Source organism: Actinoplanes sp. URMC 104 (assembly GCF_051386375.1).
GTDB lineage: Bacteria > Actinomycetota > Actinomycetes > Mycobacteriales > Micromonosporaceae > Actinoplanes.
In genome coordinates, this window is record NZ_JBPQTO010000009.1 from 1 (window position 1) to 4,464 (window position 4,464).

General features: G+C 68.1%; 5 protein-coding genes and 1 pseudogene. 4 read left to right on the plus strand and 2 right to left on the minus strand.

Features of this window, described 5'->3' with window-relative positions:
• Positions 1-209 (plus strand): hypothetical protein (locus tag ACSNN8_RS25305; RefSeq protein WP_436652039.1); only part of this gene is annotated, 209 nt, incomplete at its 5' end.
• 22 nt (positions 210-231) lie between these two features.
• Here the strand turns inward: ACSNN8_RS25305 and ACSNN8_RS25310 are convergent.
• Both ACSNN8_RS25310 and ACSNN8_RS25315 read right to left on the minus strand, forming a co-directional pair.
• Positions 232-489: a hypothetical protein gene (locus tag ACSNN8_RS25310; RefSeq protein ID WP_436652043.1), complete on the minus strand. Its 258-nt coding sequence runs from the start codon at positions 487-489 to the stop codon at positions 232-234.
• 14 nt (positions 490-503) lie between these two features.
• Positions 504-683, minus strand: a pseudogene (locus ACSNN8_RS25315) (hypothetical protein); the annotation flags it as partial.
• A gap of 7 nt (positions 684-690) precedes the next feature.
• Here ACSNN8_RS25315 and ACSNN8_RS25320 point away from each other — a divergent pair.
• The 3 genes from ACSNN8_RS25320 to ACSNN8_RS25330 all read left to right on the plus strand — a co-directional run bounded on the left by ACSNN8_RS25320 (position 691) and on the right by ACSNN8_RS25330 (position 4,443).
• Positions 691-1,056, plus strand: coding sequence for a hypothetical protein (locus ACSNN8_RS25320; RefSeq protein WP_436652040.1), 366 nt, complete (start codon positions 691-693; stop codon positions 1,054-1,056).
• A 1,407-nt stretch (positions 1,057-2,463) separates the two neighbouring features.
• Complete coding sequence (locus ACSNN8_RS25325; protein ID WP_436652041.1) at positions 2,464-2,787, plus strand: hypothetical protein; 324 nt, start codon at positions 2,464-2,466, stop codon at positions 2,785-2,787.
• Between the two features lie 582 nt (positions 2,788-3,369).
• Entirely contained in the window at positions 3,370-4,443 is a 1,074-nt protein-coding gene (locus ACSNN8_RS25330) for a hypothetical protein (protein WP_436652042.1), read from the plus strand.
• Positions 4,444-4,464: the final 21 nt, after the last annotated feature.

A 4,464-nucleotide genomic window follows, 5' to 3' on the forward strand; every position in this document is an offset into this window, starting at 1 on the left:
TCCGTGCGGCACGCAGACGATTCGAGCGGGTGTGGCGCCTGGCGTGGCTTACCGTTGCTGCTGTAGCAATCATCGTTCCGTTCGCGCTGGAGGTCCGCACCCCGCTGGTCGTCGCGATGACGGGGTTCGGGATCGCCGCGATGGCGGCGAGCACGGCGTCTCTGTGGGCGGCCAGGCGCATCATCGGTAACACGCTGGCGCCTGGCTGATCGGTAGCGTTCGTCGTGCTAGTCAGTCGTGCCGCGTTTGGGCGATACGGAATTGCAGGAACGCCAGGTACTCCCGGGCAACGGCCCAAGGAACGCCCTCGAGCAGCATCACCACTTCGTCGACGATCGTCCTGTGCACCCGTGGCGGCTGGGCTGGCACGCCCATCTCTTCGGCGGTGACGTAGCCAAGCAGCACGGGCAGGTGCCGCAGGTCGAGGACGAGGGCTCGGACGAGGCGCGAGCCACGGGCAGGCCGGTGACGGTCTTCGCGTTCTCGCACCGGTTGATGCTGGGCACCGACACCCCGGACGCTTCGGCGAGTTGCGCGTGGGTCCAGCCGCGCTGCAGGCGGGCGTCTCGTACCGCCGGCCAAGGCGTAATGCTTCGTCGTCGGCCACGCCCGGAGCCTAAGTCACCGCCGCCCACCCCGGCGCGCCCGCCGGTCTGGACCGGTGGCGCATCCAGACGGTTCACTCAGGGCATGACGCCTGATGAGCACCGCGCCCGCGCCGAGGCACTGGCCGGCGACGCCGACGAGCTATACGAGATGGTCGTCGACCAGGAGGGGTCGCCGGTTGCCGAGTCTGACTGGCGGATCCTCGACGTGCGGATACGGCTTGCCCGGCTGCACGCCCACCTGGCCCAGCTGCCTTCGGCGCCACCGGCTGCTCCCGACTTTTCCGGCGCGGGCGCCGAGACCCCGCCGGCCGCGGACACCGGTTCGGCACTCAACCACCGGCCGGAGGTACCGGAGTTCGACTTCGCGCCGCTGACCGAGCAGGAGCTACGCGACGCCGGCTACCCGTCGCACGTGCCCACCAACGAGAAGCTGGACTACGACAGCTGACGGGATTCTGTCGCCGACTCAGCGATCCAACGTTCAGCGACGCGGCGGACTCCGGCTTCTCCGCCAACCGGCACTGCTTGGCCGATCACGCAGCCGGCCTTCCTCTTCGACCAAGGTTCGGCGGAACCTCGGACCGTCGCCGAACTGCACGAGACGGCTGCACATACGCGGCCTCATCACGCCCCCGCCTACACGAGGCAGGCCCCGCGGCGGCTCTTACTCGTGGGGTTCTCCCCAAGCGATCCGCCGTCGTCCGGGCGCCCGCCCCGGCCCTGGCGCTCCGATGCGGGCGGGCGCCATCTGATGGTGGACGCCGATCCGATGCGAGGCCGGGGACGTTGTTACGCTGCCGCGCACAGATTCTGCTCGACAACCGGAGCGCACATGCGGATGAGGCTGACGGCTGCTTCGGTGTCGCTCGTTGTCGCCGCCTCGGGGGGCTGGATTTGTTCGCGAGTTTCGGCACCGGATGTCGCTGAGTTTGGGCACCACCGCGGTCTCACCTATCTCGTTGTCCGCCAGTTCGGGAGTCACCCGCTCAACGACGACCCGATCATGTGTCATCGGCCGACGCGCCGTTCACGCACGGTGACGTTGCCGGCAGAAGAGGACGCCTGGAAGGTCTCGTCTGCCTAGGCTGGGATCATGGTCGGTCGTTCACGGGCTGCGACCGGGAGCGCCGTCGCCAAGGGGCCTCGCCGGTGGTGGGTGTTCACCCTGCTCGGATCTCTACCCCAGGTCGTCCTGGCGGCCTTGCTACTACTTCAAAGCCGAGGCCTGTCCGGCCGCGGTGCTGAAACTCAGTCGCAACTCGGGATCCTGGCCTCCGTGGGCGTCTTGTTCTGGTCGCTGGTCACGTGTGGTTTGCTGGCTCTCTGGGGCCGCGGGAGAACGCTGGCCGGCGCGTTGGCGTGCGGTTCGACAGCGGGATTCGTCCTGACTGTCGTCGTCACTTTCTGGGCCTGATCAACGGCCGTTGCCGAGGATGCTGGGTGACTGGCGCCGAGCGGGGCGCACTGTTCTCGGCTCCTTGTTTCATTGCTCAAGGACCGCGGCTCAGATCCGCGTATCCGAGCTCCGAGTTGCTTCATGATCGCTTGCACGCAGCGTGAGCGAGCCCGCGAGGGACCGTCGGCGCCAACTGGCAGCCAAGATCCGGAAGCGGTGCCGGTTCTCACGAACATCGCGGCGCGCAGTCCCCGCAAAGCGGCGCCGAAAGTTGCGAACATGTGGTGCCCGAACTCGCGAACGAAGCCAGGGGGCTGTGCAAACTCGGCCGAGGTCACCCCTGGCCGAGGTACCACCTCAGCATCGACGAGGCCGATCGGAGCAGTAGGCACGACGCCTCCTGATCCAGCCGCCCGGACAGCCGACCGGCAGGAAACATGCGCGGCATTCGTCTACTGGATGAACACGACGGCAATGAATGACAGCGAGCCGCTGGTGCGCGACTACCTCGCCGTTCAGACCGACCCGGACAGTTTCTCTGCGCCCGAGAAGAATGGAATCCTCCGCGAGTACTTCGCGTTGCAGGAGCGCGATTTGCGGCCAGTGGCCGCGGCTGCCGCCGACGAGCAGCTGCGGGCCCTGTTGGACACACTGGTCGACGGGCTCGCAGACCGCGCCCGCGACACCACCGCGACCAAGCCAGCCGCAGATCCACCGGCCCAAGTGCAGGTCATCAAGACCTGCGCCCTTCCGGGAGCCGTGGTCCGCTCCCCCGAACGCTGAGATTTCCCAACGCGCGCCCTGCATGGAGCTCCCGCACTGCACCGGCCGTCCGCGTATCGAACCGCATCCTGTTGCGCCTGTTTCCGCCCAGAGGTCGGGCGGTGGCGTCCCGGGTTGCCGCCGCAGCCGACTCGGAACCTGGCTAGACGAGCTCGAGCAAGCGCGGCTAGCTCTGCACCTGCCCGGCTGACATGAAGATCGAGGGGTGACTCGCCCCGGGTCGCGTGTGCTACTCCCCGCGACGCTGGGCGTGGCCCTCGGCGCGTCAGCCACCGACGCCGCGCGGGTGATCGACAGCATGGCCGCAGGTCGGTGCTGCGGGCTGCTTACACTGGTGCCAGCCGGGCGGCGGTTTGCGATTCGTGCTGTTCTTTGGGAGCGGTCCGCCGACGCCAGAGCCTTTGTTGAGGTCGGCAGCGGCGCCATGTCAGCGGCGGCCGTGCTCCACGCCTGCTACGGCGTCGCCGTCGCTGATGCCGAACCTCGGCCGTGGCAGGACCCTAGTAGCGCCGAATCCGTCCATGCCCGCTCACTGTCGTTGTTTCGCCACATCGCGATGGCCGGCCGGTAGGGTCTCCCGGCGTGACGGCGATTTACTCCGAGAACCCCGGCGGCTGGCAACTGCTCAACCCCACCGGCTTCCCCGATGAGAAAACGCTGCAGGACCTGGTGGCTCAAGCGCCGGATCTGCTGCCGTTGAGTGGCACGCCACGCGTTGTAGTGCTCGGCCGGGAGGTGCGCCTCGGCAGCGGCTACCTTGACGTGCTCGGTATCGAGTCGACCGGCGTGCCCGTGCTGATCGAGGTGAAACTGAGCCAGAACGCGGAGTCGCGGCGGGCCGTCATCGCGCAGATCCTCGCCTACGCGGCCGCTCTGCACGGCACCAGCGTCCAGCAGTTCGAGACGGTGGTGCTGGGCAAGCACCTCGGCGGGCAGCCGTTGGCGGCACGCGTATGGGACAGCGTCCAGGACGAGACTATCGACGACACCGAGTTCACCGCGCAGCTGCGTTCTGCGCTGCGCAGCGGCGCGTTCCGGCTGGTACTCGTACTCGACCAGGCGCCGCTCGAGCTGGTACGGGTGGCCGGATACCTCGAAGCGATGACCCACGACCTGGTCATCGACCTCATCACCGTCTCCTCCTACGAGGTCGGCGGCCGGCGGATCGTCGTACCGCAGCGGGTCGAGCCGCAGCGCCCGGTCACCGCCGATGACGAGCGTGACGACACATCGGGCGGGTCGCAACCGCAGGCCGGACAGTACGTCTACGGCCTCGATGCGTTCCGTGAACGGGTCGAGCAGCTGCCCGCTGAGCACCGGCCCGTGCTGAACAAGATGGTGGCGTTCGCCGAGCAAATCCGCGACGGCGGCCTGGCCCAGGTGGGCACCTACTTCGGCAAGAACGGCGACGTCGTCCTGAATCCGCGGCTGCTGCCGCAAGGCTCCGGGCTCGCGTCGCTGTACTGCCGAGCGGACGGCAAAGCAGCCATCCAGCTGTGGCGATCGGTGTTCGAGACTCGAGCGCCGGGCAGTATCACCGCGGTGGAGGCGGCGGGTGGCGCACCGATCGGGCGGGGCACCATCGTCACGGTTATCAGCGATGAGTTGCTTCGTGCCCTGCTCGCAGCGTACGAGGAAGCCGCCCGGTCATCGTGAGACTCCCGCCGAAGGCGCCTA

Bases quoted from the DNA above. Each gene is read 5' to 3' on its own strand.
- ACSNN8_RS25320 (WP_436652040.1), top strand. From the start codon at position 691: ATGACGCCTGATGAGCACCGCGCCCGCGCCGAGGCACTGGCCGGCGAC.
- ACSNN8_RS25325 (WP_436652041.1), top strand. From the start codon at position 2,464: ATGAACACGACGGCAATGAATGACAGCGAGCCGCTGGTGCGCGACTAC.